A 22,643-nucleotide genomic window follows, 5' to 3' on the forward strand; every position below is an offset into this window, starting at 1 on the left:
CTCTGTGGCTGCAGATAGCGGCTCAAAATTACTGCTACTGGACTTGCAATCCATCTGACAGACATGCAGTCCAGAACCGCTGACTCACATTAGACGCCTGCTTTCTATCATCTCAGGGGAACCGTGGAACTCGACATCATGCACTCGGGTGCTCAGGTCAAGGTCGGAGTGTTGCGCCTGTAGCGAAACCCGTGTTGGTTGTCGGCCCTGAAAATGAACGGTATGGTTGGCGGCTTCACTCTGTCCGTCCAGAATGTGGCGCGACAATCCTGCTAATTGTTTTGCGTGCTGGTCGAATACATGGCCCATCTTGCCAGGCTGGTCCAGAAGCGACATGCTGGCGCCTGCCTCGAAGAACTTGCTGTTTTTAACTGTCAGTTTCTGAGCGTCGGACAAGGTTATTCCTTGTAGGTCACTCCTGGATATTGCTTCCGGCTTACCTTGCTCATTCCTGCCGAAAATAGCGTTTAGAGTACTGCCTAATCTGGATACAAACATGGGTAACCTTACCTGGAGATATTAAAGTCACTTCTATGCCATGGGCTGTAATTGGAAACTTTCATAAAATGACTATTGAATTAAAAGTGTTAGTACAGCAGGGCAACTGATTAAAGTTTATGGTGACGCCAAAACGAAAATATTAGGAAGAGTATTACTCCAGGATTATTTTCTGCTTATGTCAAATTGGTGTATACCCTAACCTGACGTCAGACCTGATAATGAAAAACTGTCAGAGATCTTTTTCTTTATTCGTTCACGCTTCAGTAACTGAAAAAAACTTTCTGCAACTGCATTGTCGTGGCAGTTACCACGACGGTTCATACTGCTCTCCAGTCCGTGTGATTTCAGGATAACGCTTACTGCTCATGTGCACATCTGTCTAAGCCATTTTTGACGCTGAGGTGTCTGTTAATCCTGTGGTGATTCAGCGCTTTCTTTCGGCTCATTTTCAACGCGATAATAGGTGTCTACATCATAATTCTGTTTACGAAGATCATCGTCACTGTAAACACTCAGCTTTTTTTTAAGCCTGTTATCTTAAATACCCATTTTAAGGCATCTTTAATATAGCAAGCATCATCATAAGCATTCTCATCCGGAAACTCTTTATAACCCATACGCAACGCAACAGCACTACCATGCTTACTAGCATAGTTATAACTCATAGCTCCCACTAATATATTATCTTTAATATCTCATATATAAATCATGAGAAAAAAATATCCTGATAATCTACCCCACATGAAAGACAAGGTTTTATTCAATGTGTTCCTATAATGGCTTGTAATATCCCAAAAAGCAGCACTCGTTATGTAGGGATAGTTTCCAATTTATTAAGAGTTACAGTAGCCATACTTAATAAAAGCACGCGTCCCACTTAATATTTAAGCTGTGCTTTATGTTATTTAAATATAAATAAGTTAATCCTTAACCCACATATTTCAAATTTATACCAAATAATTTTAAAACTATCTATCAGAAACAATTTGCAGGGACATAGTTTGTTTTTTCAATCAATAATCCTCTCTGACATGTAAAATAGAAACATTTATTCATAATATGAATATTGTTGTGGTAACAGATTCGCGTGAAAGTAAATCGACTGAAGGTGATGCCGATGAATATTCCTTCAGAAAGAACTCAATAAGGTAATCCAGAATCGGCAACGGATTACTGTCATCAGCTTAAAAACGGAAATCGCCCCGGCGATTAATGACTTTAACACTGATAGTAACTATCAGTGAAAGGCAACAACAAGGAATGAATTATGTCTACACCCGCGAATTTTAACGGTCAACGCCCTGCCATTGATGCTAACGACGCAGTAATGCTGCTGATTGACCACCAAAGTGGCCTGTTTCAGACCGTCGGCGACATGCCGATGCCGGAATTACGCGCGCGCGCCGCGGCGCTGGCTAAGATCGCTACCTTATGCAATATGCCGGTCATTACTACCGCATCCGTACCACAGGGACCGAATGGTCCGCTGATTCCGGAAATCCATGCAAATGCGCCCCACGCGCAATATGTCGCGCGTAAAGGGGAAATTAATGCCTGGGATAATGCCGATTTTGTACAAGCGGTAAAAGCGACAGGCCGTAAAACGCTGATCGTCGCCGGTACTATTACCAGTGTCTGCATGGCTTTTCCAGCCATCAGCGCCGTCGCGGAAGGGTACAAGGTATTTGCGGTAATTGATGCCTCCGGCACGTACAGTAAAATGGCGCAGGAAATTACGATGGCCCGCGTGGTGCAGGCGGGCGTAGTACCAATGGATACCGCGGCGGTAGCCTCTGAGCTGCAACGTACCTGGAATAGGGAAGATGCCGCAGAATGGGCGGATGTATATACCAAAATATTCCCGGCCTATCAGCTACTGATTGAAAGTTATACCAAAGCGCAGGAAGTAGTAAAAAATAATGAACTACTGGATTCTCAACGCGCATAAATAACGCCCTGAAGCGGCTAAATAGCCCCATTTAATGGGGCTATTTTACTTGCCATTTTGGACCTGGGCAGTGCTCGCCAAAACGCGTTAGCGTTTTGAACGCCGCTTGCGGCGGCCCGAAGGGCGAGCGTAGCGAGTCAAACCTCACGTACTACGTGTACGCTCCGGTTTTTGCGCACTGTCCGTGTCCAAACTGGCTGCGCCAATAACGCCTGGTGGGATAGGCTCTTAATCAAATACGCCATTAATAATCGCCGTGACCACCGCAGTACTGAGCGCGATCAGCACCAGATTATCCCCAACGATTTTCCACTCATAGCCCGGATAATAAGGTAATTGTCCCAGCATAGACGCCGGCACCGTTTTTTTAGCGATTCCCGGCGGCAGCGGTTTTCCTCTCGCCAGATTTTTCGCAATCCCCGGAGGTAAAGACTGATAACCCGTCAGCCCTAAATTCACTGCCAGTTGCCTGGCGACAGCATAGCTAATGTCCGACTCGACGTGATCCGGTTTACCGCCATTTTTACGGTGTTCCGTTTTTTGCCCGGCATTTCCTTTATGTCCGTTACCGTTATTACCCTGATTAGCCGCGTTATTACCATGCCCGCCGCCATTGCCATTTCCCGGATTCGCCAGCACAGGCGTAGCGCTCAGGGAAAACGTAATCAACGTCGCCAGGACGGCGGTTAAACCACGACGATTGTTCATAATATTGCCCTTCGGATGTGGGATACCATGAAAATAGCGCCCCGCCATAAAAAGAACAACTACATCGATTCTTATTTTAAGCGGGCTCGCCAACAGCAGCTTATCGTATCCAGATAGTCAGTAAAATCAGGATGATTGCTATCAGGACAACCTGATAAAAAATTTTGTCCAACCCTCTTTTTTGCATGGCGTCACCTCGTTAGAAAACGATTTGCCAGAGGGCTAAACACAACACCAACAGGCTAATCAGTAAAAATATCAGCGCGATGATTTTATCGGGTGAGCGATTCATCTGAGCGATCCTCAAACATCGTTAAAACCACTGGCCAAAGCGTTTGATATAAAAGCGCTTCATGCCTTGCGCCACCAGACAGTAGCTCAATAGTGTCGCCACCAACCACGGGAAGTAGCTCAGTGGCAGCGGCTCCAGTCCAACCATCGCGCCCAGAGGTGAGAATGGAATATAAATGCCTATCGCCATAATCAAGCCGGTCGTCAATAATACCGGCAACGTCGCCCGACTTTGGATAAACGGTATTTTCTGCGTCCTTAGCATATGCACGACCAGTGTCTGCGAGAGCAGACCCTCAATAAACCAGCCGGACTGAAAGAGCGACTGTGCCTCTACGTTATTAGCCGCAAAAACGTACCACATCAGCGCAAAGGTTGTGATATCGAAAATAGAAGACGTTGGGCCAATCCATAGCATAAAACGACCAATATTTTTCGCGTCCCATTTCCGCGGCTTACGCAGGAACTCTTTATCCATTTTGTCCCACGGCAACGACAACTGCGAAATATCGTACATCAAATTCTGGATCAACAGATGAATAGCCAGCATCGGCAGAAACGGAATAAACGCGCTGGCTACCAGTACCGAAAAAACATTGCCGAAATTAGAGCTGGCGGTCATATTCAGGTATTTAATGATATTGCCAAAGGTTTCCCGCCCTTTGATAACGCCTTCCTCAAGCACCATGAGATCTTTTTCCAGCAGAATAATATCTGATGACTCTTTAGCAATATCGGCGGCGCTATCGACGGAAATCCCCACATCCGCATCACGAAGCGCGGGCGCGTCGTTGATCCCATCCCCAAGAAAACCAACGGTATGACCATTTCTCTGTAGCGCTTGTAAAATACGTGTTTTTTGTAACGGCGTCAGCCGGGCGAATACTGCGCGTTTCTCCACTTCAGACGCCAGTTCGGCATCCGACATCGCCTCAACCTGGGTTCCGGTCAGGATATCGTGCGTATCAATACCCACTTCCAGACAGATACGCGCCGTCACGACCGGATTATCGCCGGTGAGGACTTTGACCGCCACGCCGTTATCCCGCAACGCGGCAATCGCTTTTCCGGCGCTCTCTTTCGGCGGATCGAGAAAAGTGAGCATCCCTTCGATGGTAAGTTCGGTCTCATCCTCCACACTTAATGTCGGATTGTTCCCGGAACCATCCAGCTTACGTGTCGCTATCAGCAATACACGGAATCCCTGAGCATTGTAATCTTCGGTTTTCGCCAGCAGCAGCTCGCGGCGTGTTTCCGTCAGCGCCACCACACGATCGCCTTCGCGAAGATGAGTGGCTACCATCATCATCTCTTCAACTGCGCCTTTACAGATCAGGCATCTGTCTCCATGCTGCGCATCCTCCACCAGGACCGATACCCGGCGACGTACAAAGTCGAATGGCAGTTCATCGCGTTTAATGAAGCGCGCTTTTGTCGATGGTGCGATTCGACCCTCGCCAAAACGCAGTATGGCGCGATCCATCACATTCCGGGCGCCGCTCTGGCTGCTACTATTCAGCCAGGCCAGCATCAATACCCGGCCGCTTTTTACACCGCTCACATCCAGATGATGCTCCAGAAAAATATTGTCCTGGGTTAAGGTGCCGGTTTTATCTGTACACAGCACATCCATCGCGCCGAAGTTTTGAATAGCGTTCAGGCGTTTGACGATCACTTTGCGCCGCGACATCGCAATCGCGCCTTTTGCCAGGTTGGAACTGACAATCATGGGCAACATTTCCGGCGTCAACCCCACCGCAACTGCCAGCGCGAACAGCGAAGCCTCTACCCAGTCTCCCTTACTGAACCCATTGATCAGCAGGACAACCGGTACCATGATCAGCATAAAGCGTATCAACAGCCAGCTCACGCTGTTGACTCCGCGATCGAAAGCCGTCTGGGTACGCGTACCCACAATGGATTTCGCCAGCGAGCCGAACCAGGTACGGCTTCCCGTCGCAACCACGACCGCTTGCGCTCTGCCGCTGGTTACATTGGTTCCCATCAGACAGATATTGCCCAAATCTAACAGGCTTTTATCTTTGTCAGGCAATTGCTCGCTGTCTTTACCTGCCACATCAGCCATAACATCGTATTTTTCTACGGGTAATGATTCACCACTAAGAATTGACTGACTGATAAAGAGATCGCGCGACGCCAGCAGTCGGACGTCGGCGGGCACCAGATCGCCTGCGGCCAGAAAAACCACATCGCCCGGCACCAGTTCTTCAATGGGAATCTCTTCCTGCACCGCGCCTATATTGCCCGGCCCACGACGCAACACCGTGGCGGTGGTGCGAACCATCTTTTTCAGCGCCTGTGCTGCTCTGTTAGTGCGAAACTCCTGCCAGAAACGCAATAACCCGCTCAAACTGACCATCGTCAGAATAATCAGCACGCCGGTGAGATCGGTCTCTTCACCACGGCGTAACGGGAGCCAGTAATCCGTGATGAAACTGACCCCTGCCAGTGTCATCAGAACGTAAATAAACGGGTTATTGAATGCCTGCAAAAGCTGAACCAGCACCGGAGGAACTTGCTCATGCGCCACTTCATTGCGCCCATACACTTTCAACCGTTCGCTGGCCTCCTCCGTCGTGAGGCCCTGACGATGGCTGTTCAGCCGCGCCAGTGTCTCCTCCGGGCTATGAAAAGCTTCCGCTTCGATCGGAAATACTTTTTTATGCTGCTTATCATTTTCTGACGCCGGGCGATTGAGTTTCCGGTTTTCAATGTTCATGTCAGTCATGATGAATCCCCAAAATTAAGGTGTAGTGTTTCCTGCATATCACGCCCAGGGAATAGTAAACTCACGATTTGAAGGTGAATGCCCCGGGAGAATTATCTATGCATAAAAAAGGTTATTGCTTACTCACTATTTTGAGTGGGTTTTATTTTATCGACTCGGGAATATCCATCATTCCCTCCTTATACGTCTGGCGTAATGTTGCAATTGAATAAAAAACTATTATTGACTATCAATGCTCCAGTGAATTGCGGTGATATTATCGTTATCACCTATTCTGGATATAATCAGTTCTCGCGTTTTACGATAATCAGCATGACCCACGAGCTCGGCACGAATTTCTTTATAGCCCTGTTCCTGAGCGGGGACCGAACCTAACCCTTGTAAACAGATCGCGGCCTCTTTTACGATATTCAGTAACCACTGACGAACCGCGCTCTCATCTTCTTTATTACAGGTTACTTTCAGGATATAACGTTTTTCTGCCTCGGCGGATACCGGGAGTTGATTTATACGCTGCGCCGCTTCACGCAATAAAATATTGGCACAAAGAATAATGATCGTCGCCGCCAGCGCATTTTTGAACTGCCCTAAGCCGCATAACACGCCGATGCCCGCCGAACACCATAGCGTTGCCGCAGTGTTCAGTCCGCGCACATTCATCCCTTCGCGCATGATGACGCCCGCCCCCAGAAAGCCAATACCAGAGACAATCTGCGCCGCAATTCTCCCGGGGCTGTCTGGCGATGTCGTCATGGAGCTCAGAATAAAAACGGCGGCGCCTGTCGCCACCAGCGCATTAGTGCGTAATCCCGCCATACGTTGACGCCATTGTCTTTCCGCGCCAATCAGCGCGCCCAACAGCATAGCGGCCAGTAAATTCAAAATATAAGGAAACATTAACATACGTTCCTCCATTTTTTCTGGAAGAATAAGTACGTGCTATATTTAGCACACGACAAATTTCTGCCCTGAGGCAATTAGCGTCGTGTTAACGGCGGAGGAAATAAAGCGTGTTTAAACATGAACATGACGATTACCTCGCGACAATGCGCGTGTTGTAACATTATTGGGATGACAATCGTCACAAGGGGAGATTGCTGCCCACCGGTTCGGCAAGCAGCGCAGGAATAGCGTGCGTTAACTTGCCAGATGATTTACGTAAAAGTGACTGTCCAACATATTACTCCTGCATGAATTTGCGCTTATTATAGTCAGTCAATATGTTCTGTAAAGTGCAAAGGCGGGGATAGTGACGATTTGTTTAAGTTTGTTTGATATTTTCCTATGACAAAAAAATGACAATATTATGTCAATAACAGGCTCGTCTGAAATCATTAAACAATAAATTCCTGCTTAATGCCGGCGATAGCTCTGTTATGATGCCTGCACGTAAAAAAATAAAACAACATGACGAGGAAAAAATGGGTTCCACCAGAAAAGGGATGCTAAACGTCCTGATTGCCGCCGTATTGTGGGGGAGTTCAGGCGTTTGCGCGCAGTACATCATGGAGCAAAGCCGTATGTCGTCACAGTTCCTGACGATGATACGTTTGTTATTCGCCGGGCTGATACTGGTGACCTTCTCCTTTATGCACGGCGATAAGATATTTTCAATTCTTAAAAACCGCAAAGATGCACTGAGTCTGCTGATTTTCTCCGTGGTGGGCGCGCTCACCGTTCAGCTAACCTTCCTGCTCACGATTGAAAAATCCAATGCCGCCACCGCGACAGTGCTGCAATTTTTATCGCCGACCATTATTGTCGCGTGGTTTGCATTAGCGCGAAGAACACGACCAGGCATTCTGGTCTTAACCGCCATTCTTACATCGCTTATCGGCACCTTTTTACTGGTGACTCACGGCAATCCAACATCGCTGTCGATCTCTTCAGGCGCGCTGTTCTGGGGTATCGCCTCCGCATTTGCCGCCGCCTTTTATACGACCTGGCCTTCCAGGCTAATCGCCCAATACGGCACGCTGCCAGTGGTCGGCTGGAGTATGTCCTTTGGCGGCCTTATTCTGCTGCCCTTCTACGCTAAAGAAGGAACGCACTTTGCGGTGAGCGGCAGTCTGATTCTGGCCTTTTTCTACCTGGTGGTGATCGGTACGTCGCTGACGTTCAGCCTCTATTTGAAAGGCGCGCAACTGATTGGTGGCCCCAAAGCCAGCATTTTAAGCTGCGCGGAACCGTTAAGCAGCGCCCTGCTGTCGCTACTGCTGTTGGGGATTAGTTTTACCTTGCCGGACTGGCTGGGCACGCTGCTCATTCTCTCGTCAGTGATTCTGATCTCCCTCGATTCCCGTCGACGCGCGCGGGCCGCTTAACGCCGTTGATAATCACGATGACCGGGCGGAAGAGGGAAAAGTTTAATGGCGCTTTGCCTTAATCTCTTCGTCAGAAAGCCCGGTAATCATCAGCACCATCTCTCGCTCGATCCCCTGTTCCAGCATCGTATGCGCAATACGCAAGGCTTCCTCCTGCTTACCTTGATGTATACCTTGCTGTATGCCTTGTTGCACGCCTTCACGCTTACCTTTTCTGCGCCCCGATTCACGTATTCTGTCTACGATCGTCATTAATCTCTCCTTGTGTTGGGGAACACGACGCGCCACCTCGCGGATAAACTTGCCAAAACGAGGCGTGCTGCCATGCTGTATTAGCAAATAATTAAACAGCGCTTTTAGCTGACTGTCATTAGCGTTTCCCGTAATCAGAAGTACCGCTAAGCGCTCGACCAATCCCATCAGGTCGCGCTGACGTATATGCTTTTGTACCAGCTCCAGCATCGCGATACGTCGATGCTGCATAATCTCGTTATCCGGCACCACTGTAATGTCTACCAGTGGAAATGCCGTCGCATAAAGCTGACGCGCCAGCGCAGGATCGTCAAACTCATCCAGCCAGCAAAGCGAAAAGGGATACGGGCTTTTCGCGCCATGGTAAAACAGCATGGGAATCACCAGCGGTAACGTTTTATGGCCAGCATCCAGATGGCGCTGCATCGCGGCAGTCGCGTAACGCATTAACCGAAACGCCATATGCGCGTCCGGCGTACTCTGATGCTCTATAACGACATAGATATAACCGTCGCCTTCACACGTTTTTAGCGACCAAAGGACATCGGAATAAAACGCGCGTAAATTTTTCTCGATAAAACTGTCTGGCGCCAGTTTCAACGTCGTCAGATCGCAACGTATTCTTAGCGAATGGGGAAGATGAATATTGAGAAAATCCCGCGCGGTATCCGGATGGCGTAAAAACGTTTTGAATACCGCATCATGAGGTGTGGACGTGGGACTTTTTTTCATGGCGATCCGTCACCTGAGGAATAAGATGACGCCACTGTACTCGCCAAAAATACAGACAGCATTCAGGAAAATTTTACCCTGCGAGGAGGCTCGAAAGGGAATCACTGACGGCTGCAATACGTACATTTTTGCCCAGCCTGCTACGCATTATCGCCCGATAGCGTAACGCTAACCGGGCCTACAAATACACGTCATCTGTAGGCCAGGTAAACGCAGCGCTCTTCGGCGATAAATCTCACACCAGCGCTTTGACTATCTCCATCAACCGAATGACGTCTTCGGGGCGCGTATTGCCGGTTTGCGGATCGATAATCGAGCTGTAAACATGCGGCATGACGCGCGGCACGCCTGCTTCCAGGCAGGTTTGCAGGATAATACCGAAATTATCCAGTGAGATACCGCCGGTCGGCTCGATGAGCGTCATGCCGTGGCGGGCGGCGGTTGTCGCCAGCGCATAGAGTTCCGGTAACGACTTTTCGCCGCCCATCGGGAAAAACTTCGCCGCATGTGCGCCCATATCCTGCATCATGCGTACCGCCGCTTCACAGGAAACGCGGGCTGGCGTTCCCTGGCTGCTGCTGACGCCGGTAGAAATCAACACCTCGCCAGGCGTTCCCGTCGGGCTGACCAGGGCGTTAATATGTGTTTGCTCGCCGCCTGTCGCCGCCAGCGCGCCCGCCGCGAAGCCGCTGCCGGTAAAGGTCTGGTTAACGTGGGCCGGGTGAGTATGGGCGGCAATCATCGCCGCTTTGTAGTACTGCGCCGGGTCGCCTGCGCCCAGACCCACTGAGATAGACGGCACCTCCGCCATCCAGCGTTTCACCTCCGGCACGCCCTCTTCTACCGTAGCGAACTGCGCGGAAAGTACGCCAATGACCGCATGGCCTTCGGCGGCTTCATAGATAGCCTTCGCGTTGGCGATATCCTTTGCCAGCACGTTAATCGCTACCCGCTGACGATAAAAATTAATCTGCTGCATGTTCTGCAATCTCCCTGAGTCGCGCCACAATCAATGCCATTTCCCCTTCGGCTACCGTGCGTGGATCGAGGCTAAAAACCCCCTGATGAAGCTGATATTTGCGGGCGTAAATCGCTATCTCGCCGCCGCGCAACTGCGCTTCGACGTCCTGCGCATTCAGCCCCAATTCAGATGCGTTCACCCGCACACGAATACGCCAGATTGCACGCCCGGCCTCATCCTGTTCGATATCGGCATAAAGTCCATGGATGGCGGAAATCGCTTCCGCGACCGGCTGTAACTGTGCTGCGGTCACGGTCGTCTGGCCCTGGTGGTAATTCTCCAGCGCATACACCAGCCCAACCATGTTTTCCTTGCCGATTTTCATTGCCCTGGCAATCCCCTGGTGCTGCGCTTTGCAGGCGGCAATCCACGTTTTCTTACCAGTGATAAACCCGGAGGTTGGCGCATTAAAGGCTTTTGCGCCGCTGTAGATAACCATATCCGCGCCGCTCGCCACCCAGCCGCGCAAATCCTCTTCCGCCGCGGCATCGACAATCAACGGCAGGTGGTTGGCCTGCGCCACCTGTACAAAATCGTCAATGCTCAACATGCCTTTCTGTACGCAATGGTGTGATTTCACATAGAGTAGCGCGGCGGTCTTTTCGTTAATGGCGCTTTCCAGTTGCCAGCGGGCCGCCAGATTGCTCGACCCCACTTCCACTATGCGCCCGCCGCCAAGACGAATGGCGCTGGTGACTGGCGCGCCGTAGTCAACGTTATGCCCGCGCAGCATCACTACCTCATTGGCCATACCGGTACTGTCCGGCATCAGGGCGACGCGCGCCCGATCGCCGTGGGTGATGGCGGCAGCGACGGCAATGGCAATACCCGCCGAGGCGCACGAGGTGATATAGCTATCTTCAGCACCCGTATAGCGAGATACCAGTTCGCCGGTTTTTTCCACCAGCGCATCAATCTCGACGAAAGCGGAAGCCGCGCGCGCGGTGGCCTGCATGACCTCCGGCGCGACGCTTGAGACGCCCAGAATGGTCATTTTGCCGCAGGCGTTAATGACCTTTTTCAACCCCAGTTGTTGATAGATATTCGGCGTCATGATTTACAGCACTCCCAACAACGAACAGACTATGCTCAGTGCGACAATCGACAGCAAAATGGTGGTGTAGCGCGGCCCTTTTTTTACCAGATAGAAGTAGATGGCGAATACCGCCGCCAGTGGCAGTAAGCCCGGCGCGATAGAGTCGAGGATCTGCTGAACCACCACTTCAGATCCTTTCAAAGCGCTAATTTTTAACGGCGTGGTGATTTTGACGTAGCTGGCGGAAAGCGCGCCCATCATGATCAAACCCAGCACGTTGGCCCCGTAGATCAGTTCTTTGATTCGCCCCCCTTGCAACAGGCCGATAATCGAATCACGCCCCAGCGTATATCCCTTGTGGACCATGCCGTAGCTGATCGCCAGGGTGATCGCCGGGTAGAGAATCAGCGGGATAATACCGCCCATCGCGCTGCCATTTGCCGCGAACGGAATAAAGATCGCTATCAACAGCGGCATCACCGCCGCCCAGATAATCGAGTCGCCCATCCCGGCAAGCGGCCCCATCAGGCCCGTTTTAATGCCGGTGATAGACGAGTCGTTAATCGGCTCGCCGCGCGTTTTTTGTTCTTCCATGGCAATAGAGATGCCCTGAATCACCGCGCCGAAGGTCTGCTCGGAGTTAAAGAAGTTAAGGTGGCGTTTTAGCGCTTCTACCTGCTCCTCTTTTTGTGGGTAAAGTTTTTTGATGATCGGCGTCATCGAGGCGCAGAAAATCAGGCTTTGTAAGCGCTCATAGGAGCTGGAAACCTCGGCGCCCAGCCAGTAGATAAACCAGGCTTTGGTGATATCTGCTTTGGTCAGCGCCCCGCTTTCCCGCGCGCGCTCAACCAGTTCATGTTGCATTACGTCACTGCTCATCATGCTGCTCCTTCATTTTTCGCCAGGCCTTTAATCAGGAAGGCGACACAGGTGCCGAAGATGGCCATCGCCATGATGTCGACCTTGAGGTACAACACCGCGAAGAACCCGCCGATAAACCACGGCAGCAGGCTCTTTTTACCGATCACCATAATGGTGATGGCAAAGCCCAGCGCCGGCAGAATGCCGCCCATGATTTCAAAGGAGTGGGTTAACCAGTGCGGCATCAGTTTAAGGAAACTTTCCACCACATCCTGGCCAAAGTAGTTAGCGGCAAAGACCACCGGGAAGCGCAGCACCAGCCCCAGCAATGCCGGGTAAAGAAAGGCGCAACGCATGATGCCCGCCATGTTTGCCGTTTCCGCGTGTTTATCCGCCATATGCACCCAGGCGGCGTTCAGCGTGCGCCTAAGCTGATCGAGAAACACGCCAATCACGCCAAACGGGATTGCCAGCGCGATCGCCAGGTTTGGGTCCATACCGGCCTTCACCGCGATAGGAATGGAGATACAGGCCGCCAGCGCCGGGTCCGACGGCACGTTGCCGCCCGGCGTTGAGGTCACGCCCAAATAAACGAGCTGCATCCCTGCGCCGATGATCATCGCGGTCTGCATATTGCCAAGCAAAAGCCCGACAAATACCGCGATCACCACCGGTTGTAACAGCATCGCGGAGAAGGTGTAGCCGAGGCGTAAACGGGCAAACCAGTAATACAACCCCATCAGGCTTGCAAAGAGTAAGGTATCCATAGTGTTATCCTATACACTTCATCCTTCAGGCTGCCTCTTTGTTGGCTGCCTTCGCTCACCCCAGTCACTTACTTTAGTAAGCTCCAGGGGATTCACTCAGTTGCCGCCTTGATGCATCCAGAATGATTTTGTGTCTATTAAAGGGTTAGAATTTTTTCAGGATATCGTCGAGCGGCTGCGGCTTATCTTCCGGAATGGTCTGGAAAAATACCTGAACGCCACGGTTTTTCAGGTCGTTAAGAATGCCGACGTCTTTTTCATCCAGCGTAATATTCTGAAAAACCGCTTTGCGGTTTGGCCCGCCGCCGAGACCGCCAACCTGAATGCGGGTGACGTCAAAGCCCAATTGTATGGCGTCCTGCACCGCCGCCAGTGAGGGAAAAAGCACCAGCACGTTACCGTCGCCAAGCTGATTTTCTTTCCATGCAGCGGCAAAACTCTGGTTGCCGAAGCAATCCACTTTGATATTTGGCGGCGCCGCCATCAGGTAGATATTTTTCATAAACGGATCGGCGTCCAGTTCATCACTCACAACGGCTATCCGGTTCGCCTGAGATTGTCCGACCCACTTCGTGACAACCTGCCCATGAATGAGACGGCTGTCGATGCGGCATAAAACGATATTGGCCATGATGTTTTCCTTAGAGTGATTGTTGTAGCTGACGTACATGGGCGACCACATCCAGGCAGCTACTGCGCCCGGCCTCAACTAACTCGTCCACGCAGGCGGTTAGCATCCCTTGTTCGCGCCTGTCCAGCGCCTCCAGCAGTAGCGACGCATTCAGTCCGGCAATCACCGCCACCGGATAATCGGCGCTTAGTCGCGCCGCGACGTTGGATGTCGTGCCGCCGACAAAATCCGTCAGGATCAGCGAGCCTTCCGGCAGCGTTTTCACCACGGCCTCGACGCGTTGATAAAACTCGCCCAGCGTATCGACAGGCATTAGCGCGATTTCCGTCACGCCTTTAATTTCGCCCGTGACCATACGCAGGCTGTTGCAAAGCGGTTGTCCCCAGCCGCCATGCGTCAGCAGCAGGATGTGGGGCAACGGTTGTGTGGTAGTCAAAATGGCCTCCTGGCGCAATTACATGAGAACACCGGCATATATTGCCCGGTGGCACTGCGCTTACCGGGCCTACAGAACGCTCCCGGTAGGCCGGATAAGGCGTTTACGCCGCTATCCGGCATAACGCATCATCAGAAGAGCAAAGGTTGTGCCAGAATTTGTGTCACGCGAGGAAGAAGAAAGGTCTGGCGAGGCGCGAAGCCCCGCCAGTAAAAGGATTAGCTATAGAGCAGTTCGTAGATATAAAAATATTCCGCATCCGATAAACGGATGGCGTAGGCGTCTTCGATGGGCAGAAAAGCGGATTTGATGACACTAAACGCGCGCGCGTCCAGATTCGGCTGACGTTCCAGCGCCATCTGTAACGGTTTTCGGTTAATCACAATACGCTCTACCATACAGCAGCAGTGGATCAGGAAGCGCAGTGTCACCTGGCGGCTTGGTTTCAGGGAAAGCGAAGACGTCAGATGGTTAAAAACGCCCTCCATCTCTTTCAGAATACGCTGCGGGTTAAGCACGGAAATATGGTTGATGATGCTCTCCATCGTTAGCGCGCTGATAAAGCGCATGGCGCTGCGCTCCATCTCCAGACGGCGTTCAGCGTTGGACAGATCGGGCGTTAACAGGCTCAACACCAGTTCCGGCCCTTGTTCGGAGAAAAGCTCTTCCAGCGAAATAAACGGAATATCCGGCAGCCCTGGCTGGAAAGTGCCGACAATCCCCGCCAGCCGCTCGCTGGCATTCAATGCCTGCTGAACGCGCTCCAGACTTCGTACCTCGTTATAATCAAGGATCACCATCCTGGTGTCCTGCGACATCAGTTCGCCAAAGCTCTCCTCCAACACCTTTTTGATTTTTTCCGCCGTTCCCATGCCGGTAATACAGGAGATGACCAGCACTTTGCCGCCGTTCTCCTGCTGCGGCGTACAAAGCTGGCAGGGGATATTTTTACTCTGCAGGAGCGCCGTCAACTGTGGTAAGTCGCTGGTTTCATAGCTTAAATCCAGCCCGACTTCCAGCAGACTGGTCAGCGTGATATTCGGCATGAGCAAAACATCTATCTGGAATAATTTACTGATCGTACTGCCGAAATGGATCAATGAACCGATGTCCACCAACAGGATAAGCCGCCGATATTGTCGGGTTTGAATCATTTGGGTCAGCGTTTCCAGCGTGTCATGCACCGACTGTTCAAACGGCATGTCGATGGCGCTGAACAGCTCGCGCTCCAGCACGCGGTTGACATATTGCGCCTGGCTGGTGGCGGTGGTCGCGCCGTGGGCGATCAAAATGACCCCGCAGTCGGGGCTGGCATCGATGCGCTGACGATAATGGCGGCACTCTTTCAGGAACAGGCATAACCAGACCACTTCCGTCGCCGGACACTGAATATGCAGCAGTTCGTTGATTTTCCGACACAGCAGCGTGGCGTTGTCATATTCGTCTTTGCAGCGATCCAGGATCAAACTGGAAGAGTAAAGCTGCGGGATCAGGCCGCGCTGCACGTAGCCTATCAGCGCCAGGAAGTGTTTACGCAGTGGGTTAACCAGATTTTCCGGCAGCGAAAATCCCAACACCTGCTCTACGCAGCCAATCAGCAGCGTCACGCGCTCTTCAATCTGGTCGCCATAGCGCGGCGGATGCGCCACGCTGTCGCGGCTGTAGAGACCGTATTCAAAAATCGAGCTGAGTTTATTTTTCAGGATCGCCAGCGTCTCCGCCGGGGGGACGTTACTGTTGCGCAAATTAACATACTCGCGCGTCAGGAAGCTGTAAAAGAGGTCGCTCTCTTCAATTTCCGCCCCGGTCGCCAGCGACGTCTTCAATGCGGGCAGCGTGCGCGCGTCTATATTTAGCCGCGCTTTACCGTCAAACAGAGTATCCACCAATAGACGCTGTTCCGGCGTCGGGTTAACCGACATCTCCGCCAGCCGCTTATCCAGCTGTAGCGTGTCGTTATGCTCGGTCATTCCCGATGCCCACGCCTGAGCGCAGAGAAACTGAATATCGCTTTTTAGCTGACCGATATTGCCTTCCAGGGGTTTATTCAGCAACCAGAGCAACAACGGTTTATCAATGCTGACCGTGCGTTCTATTTTGCGGCTTTCCCGCTGTAAGAACCCCACGATCAGTTCGATCTGTTCTTCAACAGAGCGCTGGCGAATGCCCGGCAAATCAATGCATACCTGAATACGCCGCTGGAAAGTACGTAACAGCGCCGACCCGACCGGCTCGGTAGTGGCGCAAATCAGACGTACCGAAATTGATCGCGGCTGGCTGCTCACGCCAAGCGGACGGTACTCGCCTTTATCCAGAATAGAGAACAGCTTTTCCTGCCCTTCATAAGACAGACGGTGCACCTCGTCCAACAGCAGATAACCACCGTCCGCCTGCTCCACGAGGCCTGTTTTATGTTCATTCGCGCCGGTAAACGCCCCCTGCCGATGACCAAACAGATGCGAGGAGAGCAGTTCCGGGTTATGGGCGTATTCCGCGCAGTTAAAGTAGACCAGCGGCGGGATAGCGCCGCTCGCCTGTTCACAGGCGAAACGGTGCATCAGTTCCGCAAAAAAGGTTTTACCGACGCCGGACGGCCCGGTAAGCAGAACGTGTAAACCGTGCGGATAGAGCACCGCCGCACGGCCTTTTTCTACCGCATCGCGCAGGCTGCGATCGTAACCAATCAGGCTGGTAAACGGATCGTCGGGCGCGTAATGCTCTTCATGCGGCAGCACATCCGCCACCGACCGCACTTCGCGTTCAGACTCTTCCAGCTGACGTCCCAGCAACGTTTCCAGCGCCTGGCGATGCAGAAAATAGACCGGGCGGCCACGGCTTTTGATTGCCAGGCCGTCATTCCATAACTGATTGAGATCTTTGCTGACGGAGTTACGCGCCAGCCCAAGATTGAAACCTATCGCCTCCGCCGTAAACGCCGTCTCCTGCGCCAAATCGGCAAGGCATAGCCCGCGCGTCAGCCGTTCCAGCTCTCCCAGTACGATCTCAATACGTCTCATTACACTACCGCTTACGAAATAAAAGAGTAGTCAGAACATACACTATTCTGCCACGCAAGAAAGTGAAGGCGCAGCGAGAAACCGCCTTCCCACTTTTGCCTGACTTCAACGCCAACGGATAGCACGCCCCGATGAGTGAACGTCGCACGGTCTACACTTACTCTTGAAAAAGTGCAAACCGATAAGGATACCGTTTATGAAACGAAAAACGCTTCTGCTTATTGCCACACTTGTCGCGCTACCGGGCGTCACGTATGCCGACTCTCCGTTTAGCTCACTCCAGTCGGTGCATGAAAAAAATACGATTTTAAAGGATTTGCGCAAAATGTGTACGCCCAAAGGCGCGCTAACCGATGAAGCCTGGGAGAAAAAAATCATGGCGAGCGAGGGGAACCAGCAGCATATTCGGGAGGCGATGATCGCGATAGAGCGCAACAATCAGCATAACTACTGGCAGGCTCTCGGTAAGGTGGAATGCCCGGAGATGTAGCACACCTTTTCCGTTTTTTGGTCGCGAAAATGCGGACTGTAACCGGTTTCTGTTCGCTAAAACCGCGTATTCTGGAGCGAATTTACGCGATCAAGGAGTACGACAATGCGATACCGTTTTCCCGATAACTTCTGGTGGGGCAGCGCCTGCTCAGCGTTGCAAACCGAAGGGGATAGTCTGAATGGCGGTAAAAGCCAGACCACGTGGGATGTGTGGTTCGAGCGCCAGCCGGGTCGTTTTCATCAGGGCGTCGGTCCAGCGGAAACCTCAACGTTCTATCGCCACTGGAAGCAAGACATCGCGCTACTGAAACAGTTAAAACACAACAGTTTTCGCACCTCGCTAAGCTGGGCGCGGCTCATTCCAGACGGTGTAGGCGAGGTGAATCCACAAGCGGTGAGCTTCTACAATCACGTCATCGACGAGCTACTGGCGCAGGGCATCACGCCGTTTATTACGCTGTTCCATTTTGATATGCCGATGGTCATGCAGGAGAAAGGCGGCTGGGAAAATCGCGACGTCGTAGAGGCGTTTGGTCGGTACGCGCAAGCGTGTTTTACCTTGTTTGGCGACCGCGTGAAGCACTGGTTTACCTTTAATGAGCCGATTGTGCCGGTGGAAGGCGGCTATTTGTACGACTTCCACTATCCCAATGTGGTGGATTTTAAACGTGCGGCCACCGTGGCGTACCATACCGTGCTGGCGCACTCGACCGCCGTGCGCGCCTGGCGCGCCGGGCGCTACGACGGTGAAATCGGCGTAGTGCTGAATCTGACGCCGTCCTACCCACGCTCGCAGCATCCCGCCGATGTGCAAGCCGCGCATCATGCGGATCTGTTATTCAACCGCAGTTTTCTTGACCCGGTATTAAAGGGAGAATACCCGGCGGAGCTGGTGGCGCTGCTGAAAACCTATGACCAGCTGCCTGCCTGTCAGCCAGGCGACCGTCAGCTTATTGCCGATGGCAAAATCGATTTACTGGGGATTAACTATTATCAGCCGCGCCGCGTGAAATGCCGTGATACGGCGGTGAATCCGCAAGCGCCGTTTATGCCGGAGTGGTTATTTGACTATTACGACATGCCGGGGCGCAAGATGAACCCTTACCGCGGCTGGGAAATTTACGCGCCAGGAATTTACGACATCATTACCAACCTACGGGATAATTACGGCAATCCGCGCTGTTTTATCTCCGAAAACGGGATGGGCGTTGAGAACGAGCAGCGTTTTGTGCAAGCGGGACAGATTCACGATGATTACCGGATTGACTTTATCTCTGAGCATCTTAAATGGCTGCATAAAGGCATTAGCGAGGGCGGTCACTGTCTTGGCTACCACATGTGGACCTTTATCGATAACTGGTCATGGCTGAACGGCTATAAAAATCGCTATGGTTTTGTACAACTGGATTTAGCCACCCAAACGCGCACGGTGAAAAAAAGCGGAGAATGGTTTGCCGCCACCGCAGAGCATAACGGTTTTGATTAAGCATTTATTATTGCCGGATAACGACTAACGTCGTATCCGGCCTACAAATGGCAGCAATATCAACTCATTGGCGTAATACGGACTTTCGCCGCCACGACTAACGCCGTCAACAGCATCAGACCGCCGGAAAGCGCCAGCGGCGAAAGCAGCCCGAAATTGTCGAGCGCATAACCGCCCACCGCCGCGCCACAGGTATTTGCCAGTTGAATCACCGCGACCTGGATGGAACCGGCTTTTTCCGCCTGATCGGCAAGGGAACGAGTGATCCACGTTGACCATCCCACCGGCACCAGCGCAAACGCCAGCCCCCAGATAATCGCTATGACCGCCGCCACGGTTTTATCGCCTCCCCACACAATGAGCGTCAGCGCGCTCAGCGCCAGTAGCAGCGGCGCACCGGCCAGCGCCAGTTTTACCGAACGTTTCAGGACATAAGATGAGAAAGAAGTGCCAACGAAGCTGGCAATACCAAAACTGAGCAACACCAGCGTCAGACCATCAACGTCAAAGCCCGCCAGATTCATATAGACCGGGCGAATATAGGTAAAGAAAGCGAACTGCCCGGCAAAAGACATAAAGATGGCGATCATCCCGGCCATCACGCCAGGGCGTTGCAACAGGCTAAACATATTCTGTTTCTGGTGAGAAGGTTCGCCCGGCAGCGACGGCAGTGATTTCACCACCCAGATGACGCACAGTACGCCCATCACCGCAGCGGCGTTAAAGACATTACGCCAGCCAATAATACCGCCCAAAAAACTGCCCAGCGGCGCGGCGATCACTAACGCGATGGAAACCGCGCCAAAAATCACCGACAGCGCTTTCGGCACGGTACGCGCGGGAACCAGTCGCATGGTCAGCGACGCCGACATCGCCCAGAATCCGCCCAGCGCCAACCCAAGACAGGCGCGGCCCAGCAATAGCAGCGTAAAGCTGTTGGCAAAGGAGACCATCAGACAAGAAGCCGTCAGCAAAACGGCGAACAGAATAACGATATAACGCCTGTCGGTCGCCTGAATAATCTGGGTAATGAACAGGCTGGAAAACATCGCGACAAACGCCGTAACGGTGACCGACTGACCGGCGACGCCCTCGGAGATCCCCAGATCCTGCGCCATCGGCGTCAACAGACTAACGGGCAAAAACTCAACGGTAATCAGGCAGGCGACACAAAACGCCACGGCAAAAACGGCTGACCAGTTAGGCCTGGCAACCCCATCAGCGCGGAATTTTTCTGCGATATTTTCATTCATTGTGGTTACCTGCGTCGTTTTAGTGCGGAAAATCCACGCAGTGTAACATTACAAAATGTGATCTGATTAACATTTTAGCAACTGACATTGTTGCGCTGCATTTTGCGAGGCTGGTCGAGCGTTGAGAATTATCTTCTCTCGCTGCGTGCAAAACCAAAAGGTAAGACATAGTGTATCACCTGGTGCTATACTTTAGATTACAGGATGTCAATCTGATGCGAACCTTCAAAACCAGGTGGTTTAACAGAGAAGCGAAGCCCCACACGATAAAAGACGACGAGTTAAGCGAGGCCATCAACGCCGTACTGCAAGGAAAAGCAGATAATCTCGGCGGCGGAGTTTATAAAAAACGTCTCAATCAAAACCGCGATCGCGCAATCGTGTTGGCAAAGGGAGGCGAACATTGGTTTTACACCTTCCTGTATGCCAAACAGGATATGGCCAACATTAGCTATCGCGAACTCGCGGGTTTCCGTGAGTTAGCAAAACACTATGCTTGCCTGACCGAAGATCAGATAACGGCACTCATTAATAACAAAGAACTGATAGAGGTGCGCCATGTCAGCAAAAACTAAATTCAAAAGCCCTGCCTTTGAAGCGATTCATAGCGCGGCATCTGGATTATTTAGCGTGGATGCCATTCCCCCGGAGACAATGCGCAGTTTTGACACGACCTGCTTAAGCAGCATCAAAGACCTGCAGCCACTTGAAATAAAAGCGTTACGAGAAGAACTCAACGTTAGCCAGCCGGTTTTCGCTCGGTACCTGAATACCAGCGTATCAACGGTTCAAAAGTGGGAAAGCGGCGCCAAGCGTCCCAGCGGGATCTCACTGAAACTACTTAATGTTGTCCAAAAACACGGGCTAAAGGTGCTGGTATGAGGGTTTTACCGATGGTCTGTTAAGGCTATTCATACGATCATGAGTGCAGGAAGCCTCTACAACTTCCTGCGCCGTTTGATGGGAATTGCACTATACTGACTCACCAAAGCCATCAGCAAATGCAGATTTTAATTCATCCATAAAAGCCAGTTCATCCTGTCCATCACAAATTAAATCAATCATTGTGTTTCCCTTTACGCCAGCCCCCAAAATACTCATCATTCCTTTAATGGGAATTTCTTTGTCATTATTAACTAGCGTTAATGAAGACTGGTATTTTTTGACAATTTTCGCAAGTGTAGCGGCTGGCCGCGCATGAAGCCCCGTACTGTTCATAACGCGTACTGTTTGTCTAATCATATATTTTCCTTAAGAGACTTTGCGGAATGCTGAGTGATTTTTATTCATCATCTTAATTTTAGAATAAACATCATCCTCAACTGCCTGTTTTGCGTTCGCCATGACACGTGCCAGATTAGCCTCGTTGTTATTATTTACCCAAGCCTTACCGACAGTAGTAATAAAGGCTTTACGCAAATCACTCGCAATATTCACTTTGGCTACTTTGTAATTAACAAAGCTGCGAAGAATATCCGCGTCAATACCAGAACCTCCATGAATAACCAAAGGTACCGGACTGACAGACGCGATGCGTTGTAATAGCGGGATATCAATGCGTGGGATATCTTCAAGACCATGTACATTACCAATTGACACTGCCAGCATGTCGCACCCTGTCTCCTCAACAAAGCGCTGAACCTTCTCAGGTTCAGTTTTGCAGTCAGCCTCGCTGACATGATCATCTTCCTTACCCAGAATAGCGCCTAATTCCGCTTCGACGGGAACACCAAATGATTTACAGAAATCGACAGCTTCTCGGGTAAATGCAATATTTTCTTCGAACGGTAGCGCCGCGCCATCAATCATTACTGAGGTAAATCCGGCCCGGACAGCCTGCTTAACATCTTCCAGAGTTTTCCCATGATCCAGATGCAGGCTGACAGGAATATCCATTTTGTCGGCATGCCGCTTAACAATTTCATAAATGTAATCGTAACCTGAAAGCTGTGCATTAGTAGGAGCAATTTGAATAAAATTGGGCAATCCGGAACGTTCTATTGCATTAAGAATGGAAATTGTTGTCTCCAGGTTCGTTGTATTAAATGCACCCGCAAGGACATGTTTTTCCTGAATACAATTGAGCAGGATCCTACCATTGACTAAAGGCATATTAACTCCAGATATTTATGTGAGCA

The 22,643-nt window shown here is 51.4% G+C and carries 23 protein-coding genes and 1 pseudogene; 6 read left to right on the forward strand and 18 right to left on the reverse strand.

Annotated elements, in window-relative coordinates; all coding sequences use genetic code 11:
- Positions 1 to 84: 84 nt before the first annotated feature.
- A complete protein-coding gene (locus ABVN36_RS11740; RefSeq protein WP_226985747.1) occupies positions 85 to 396 on the reverse strand; it encodes a hypothetical protein in 312 nt (103 codons plus the stop codon).
- A gap of 528 nt (positions 397 to 924) precedes the next feature.
- A pseudogene (locus ABVN36_RS11745) lies at positions 925 to 1,166 on the reverse strand (hypothetical protein); the annotation flags it as partial.
- 602 nt (positions 1,167 to 1,768) lie between these two features.
- Between ABVN36_RS11745 and ABVN36_RS11750 the strand changes: the two are divergent.
- On the forward strand, positions 1,769 to 2,449 hold the full coding sequence (locus tag ABVN36_RS11750; RefSeq protein ID WP_000106464.1) for an isochorismatase family protein: 681 nt from the start codon (positions 1,769 to 1,771) through the stop codon (positions 2,447 to 2,449).
- Between the two features lie 228 nt (positions 2,450 to 2,677).
- Here ABVN36_RS11750 and cigR read toward each other — a convergent pair whose 3' ends face one another.
- From cigR to ABVN36_RS11775, 5 genes are all read right to left on the reverse strand, one after another.
- The gene (gene cigR, locus ABVN36_RS11755; RefSeq protein WP_001065324.1) at positions 2,678 to 3,157 is read right to left on the reverse strand and encodes an anti-virulence regulatory inner membrane protein CigR; all 480 of its coding nucleotides are present in this window, start codon (positions 3,155 to 3,157) and stop codon (positions 2,678 to 2,680) included.
- Between the two features lie 100 nt (positions 3,158 to 3,257).
- A complete protein-coding gene (mgtU, locus tag ABVN36_RS11760; RefSeq protein WP_252515021.1) occupies positions 3,258 to 3,344 on the reverse strand; it encodes a magnesium transporter protection protein MgtU in 87 nt (28 codons plus the stop codon).
- Between the two features lie 12 nt (positions 3,345 to 3,356).
- Positions 3,357 to 3,449 (reverse strand): protein MgtR, encoded by a 93-nt coding sequence (mgtR, locus tag ABVN36_RS11765; protein ID WP_001082117.1) that lies wholly within the window; start codon positions 3,447 to 3,449, stop codon positions 3,357 to 3,359.
- Between the two features lie 21 nt (positions 3,450 to 3,470).
- Positions 3,471 to 6,197 (reverse strand): magnesium-translocating P-type ATPase, encoded by a 2,727-nt coding sequence (mgtA, locus tag ABVN36_RS11770; RefSeq protein WP_023138297.1) that lies wholly within the window; start codon positions 6,195 to 6,197, stop codon positions 3,471 to 3,473.
- A gap of 219 nt (positions 6,198 to 6,416) precedes the next feature.
- A complete protein-coding gene (locus tag ABVN36_RS11775) occupies positions 6,417 to 7,112 on the reverse strand; it encodes an MgtC family protein (protein WP_000392697.1) in 696 nt (231 codons plus the stop codon).
- A gap of 506 nt (positions 7,113 to 7,618) precedes the next feature.
- On the opposite strand from ABVN36_RS11775, the gene ABVN36_RS11780 reads away from it, so the two are divergent.
- Positions 7,619 to 8,521, forward strand: coding sequence for an EamA family transporter (locus ABVN36_RS11780; RefSeq protein WP_000535970.1), 903 nt, complete (start codon positions 7,619 to 7,621; stop codon positions 8,519 to 8,521).
- Positions 8,522 to 8,563: 42 nt separating this feature from the next.
- Here ABVN36_RS11780 and ABVN36_RS11785 read toward each other — a convergent pair whose 3' ends face one another.
- The 8 genes from ABVN36_RS11785 to dagR form a co-directional block, all read right to left on the reverse strand.
- Entirely contained in the window at positions 8,564 to 9,505 is a 942-nt protein-coding gene (locus tag ABVN36_RS11785) for an Rpn family recombination-promoting nuclease/putative transposase (RefSeq protein WP_000749540.1), read from the reverse strand.
- Between the two features lie 235 nt (positions 9,506 to 9,740).
- Positions 9,741 to 10,484, reverse strand: coding sequence for a 2-dehydro-3-deoxy-phosphogluconate aldolase (locus tag ABVN36_RS11790; protein ID WP_001186140.1), 744 nt, complete (start codon positions 10,482 to 10,484; stop codon positions 9,741 to 9,743).
- The gene (dgaE, locus tag ABVN36_RS11795; protein WP_000188468.1) at positions 10,471 to 11,580 is read right to left on the reverse strand and encodes a D-glucosaminate-6-phosphate ammonia lyase; all 1,110 of its coding nucleotides are present in this window, start codon (positions 11,578 to 11,580) and stop codon (positions 10,471 to 10,473) included. Before dgaE ends, ABVN36_RS11790 begins: the two co-directional genes overlap by 14 nt.
- Positions 11,581 to 11,583: 3 nt before the next feature.
- Complete coding sequence (locus tag ABVN36_RS11800; RefSeq protein ID WP_001526325.1) at positions 11,584 to 12,444, reverse strand: PTS system mannose/fructose/sorbose family transporter subunit IID; 861 nt, start codon at positions 12,442 to 12,444, stop codon at positions 11,584 to 11,586.
- Positions 12,441 to 13,190, reverse strand: a complete 750-nt coding sequence (locus tag ABVN36_RS11805) for a PTS sugar transporter subunit IIC (RefSeq protein WP_000380259.1) — start codon at positions 13,188 to 13,190, stop codon at positions 12,441 to 12,443. The genes ABVN36_RS11800 and ABVN36_RS11805 overlap by 4 nt, the downstream gene beginning before the upstream one ends.
- Positions 13,191 to 13,335: 145 nt before the next feature.
- Entirely contained in the window at positions 13,336 to 13,821 is a 486-nt protein-coding gene (locus ABVN36_RS11810) for a PTS system mannose/fructose/N-acetylgalactosamine-transporter subunit IIB (protein ID WP_001284295.1), read from the reverse strand.
- A 10-nt stretch (positions 13,822 to 13,831) separates the two neighbouring features.
- On the reverse strand, positions 13,832 to 14,257 hold the full coding sequence (locus tag ABVN36_RS11815) for a PTS sugar transporter subunit IIA (protein ID WP_000214106.1): 426 nt from the start codon (positions 14,255 to 14,257) through the stop codon (positions 13,832 to 13,834).
- A gap of 218 nt (positions 14,258 to 14,475) precedes the next feature.
- Positions 14,476 to 17,274 (reverse strand): transcriptional regulator DagR, encoded by a 2,799-nt coding sequence (gene dagR / locus ABVN36_RS11820; protein ID WP_023137574.1) that lies wholly within the window; start codon positions 17,272 to 17,274, stop codon positions 14,476 to 14,478.
- 196 nt (positions 17,275 to 17,470) lie between these two features.
- Between dagR and ABVN36_RS11825 the strand changes: the two genes are divergently transcribed.
- Positions 17,471 to 17,764, forward strand: a complete 294-nt coding sequence (locus ABVN36_RS11825; protein ID WP_023138298.1) for a YicS family protein — start codon at positions 17,471 to 17,473, stop codon at positions 17,762 to 17,764.
- Positions 17,765 to 17,869: 105 nt separating this feature from the next.
- A complete protein-coding gene (locus ABVN36_RS11830; RefSeq protein ID WP_112324589.1) occupies positions 17,870 to 19,252 on the forward strand; it encodes a glycoside hydrolase family 1 protein in 1,383 nt (460 codons plus the stop codon).
- Positions 19,253 to 19,311: 59 nt separating this feature from the next.
- Here ABVN36_RS11830 and nepI read toward each other — a convergent pair whose 3' ends face one another.
- Positions 19,312 to 20,505 carry a purine ribonucleoside efflux pump NepI gene (nepI, locus tag ABVN36_RS11835; RefSeq protein WP_001004796.1) on the reverse strand — a complete coding sequence of 398 codons (1,194 nt, stop codon included), beginning with the start codon at positions 20,503 to 20,505 and terminating at the stop codon, positions 19,312 to 19,314.
- A 215-nt stretch (positions 20,506 to 20,720) separates the two neighbouring features.
- On the opposite strand from nepI, the gene ABVN36_RS11840 reads away from it, so the two are divergent.
- Together ABVN36_RS11840 and ABVN36_RS11845 are read left to right on the forward strand one after the other, a co-directional pair.
- The gene (locus ABVN36_RS11840; RefSeq protein ID WP_023138056.1) at positions 20,721 to 21,080 is read left to right on the forward strand and encodes a type II toxin-antitoxin system RelE/ParE family toxin; all 360 of its coding nucleotides are present in this window, start codon (positions 20,721 to 20,723) and stop codon (positions 21,078 to 21,080) included.
- The gene (locus tag ABVN36_RS11845; RefSeq protein ID WP_001274839.1) at positions 21,064 to 21,387 is read left to right on the forward strand and encodes a DNA-binding transcriptional regulator; all 324 of its coding nucleotides are present in this window, start codon (positions 21,064 to 21,066) and stop codon (positions 21,385 to 21,387) included. The genes ABVN36_RS11840 and ABVN36_RS11845 overlap by 17 nt, the downstream gene beginning before the upstream one ends.
- 90 nt (positions 21,388 to 21,477) lie before the next feature.
- Here ABVN36_RS11845 and ABVN36_RS11850 read toward each other — a convergent pair whose 3' ends face one another.
- Both ABVN36_RS11850 and ABVN36_RS11855 read right to left on the reverse strand, forming a co-directional pair.
- A complete protein-coding gene (locus ABVN36_RS11850) occupies positions 21,478 to 21,747 on the reverse strand; it encodes an HPr family phosphocarrier protein (protein WP_000621109.1) in 270 nt (89 codons plus the stop codon).
- A gap of 9 nt (positions 21,748 to 21,756) precedes the next feature.
- On the reverse strand, positions 21,757 to 22,617 hold the full coding sequence (locus ABVN36_RS11855; protein ID WP_001131798.1) for a class II aldolase: 861 nt from the start codon (positions 22,615 to 22,617) through the stop codon (positions 21,757 to 21,759).
- Positions 22,618 to 22,643: the final 26 nt, after the last annotated feature.

It is taken from the genome of Salmonella sp. SJTUF15581, assembly GCF_043356775.1.
GTDB classification, from domain to species: domain Bacteria; phylum Pseudomonadota; class Gammaproteobacteria; order Enterobacterales; family Enterobacteriaceae; genus Salmonella; species Salmonella enterica.